The organism is Oleiphilus sp. HI0086 (genome assembly GCF_001635225.1).
In genome coordinates, this window is sequence record NZ_LWFZ01000034.1 from 1 (window position 1) to 890 (window position 890).

Annotated in this window: 1 protein-coding gene and 1 pseudogene; both read right to left on the reverse strand. The window is 45.3% G+C overall.

Annotated elements, in window-relative coordinates; all coding sequences use genetic code 11:
* Positions 1-278, reverse strand: a pseudogene (locus tag A3756_RS00645) (SAM-dependent methyltransferase); the annotation flags it as partial.
* 34 nt (positions 279-312) lie between these two features.
* Positions 313-890: DUF1365 domain-containing protein (locus tag A3756_RS00650; RefSeq protein WP_197481074.1), on the reverse strand; the 578-nt coding region annotated here is incomplete at its 5' end.

Consider the following 890-nt stretch of genomic DNA (forward strand, 5'->3'; position numbering starts at 1 on the left):
GAGCTCCAGTCTTCTGACATATAGGCTTCTGCCGCGCCTATGCTGCCGCCCGTCATAATATCTAGATAACAATTTTCATCAAGAATATGTAGCTCGGAATAAAGCGGGTCATTGGGAGAAAGTGGTTCTCCGAAGAGTGTACGTGCGCCTGGTTCAACAATGACAATTGTCCCCGTGTGCAGTTTTTGTAGCTGCTTATGTACGAGTTTTCGGGCGACGCTACTTACACTGAATTTTGATTGCTTTTTGGCGTGACTCACTAGGCTTGTGGGACTCATCTCGATGTCTCCTTTACGGGCATTCGTTGTTATCTTATTTGCTTAAGTTAGGGTGATCGTAAAATGGTATGCGCTTTAGCCATAGCTTTAACGCTTGCCAATATATCCCCATGCTTACTCTTACGGTCATAAACGGAAATCGGATCAGTGTGCTGGCTAAATAGTTTGTGAAATCGTATCGCTCCATCACTAACGTGGCGTCAAAGTGCTTTTCGTTTTGTTCGTCGCGCTGGGTGTTATCCATATGCACTCTTAGCCCTTGGTTTGGCTCATCAAAGGTCCAGTGATAGGTCATATCCATAGGGTTGAACGGCGAAACATGAAAAACTTTGGGAAACTCATAGTGGTGATATTTTTGTGCTTTCAGGGCATACGAGCCATACTCTCCCGATTGACCTACGGGTAGCACATAAGCATGCCGTTCACCCCATGGGGTGTTGGTGATTTCAGCCAAAATAGAAACCAGCTTGTTAGCTTTGTCAAAACAGTAGTAGAAGGTGACAGGGTTAAAGACTGCATTGAAATAGCGGGCGTGGCACAGCATTCTGACGTGTTCAATTTCCGGCGCAGATAAACCTTGTTCGGTGAGATTGTTCGTCACTTTGTTAATGA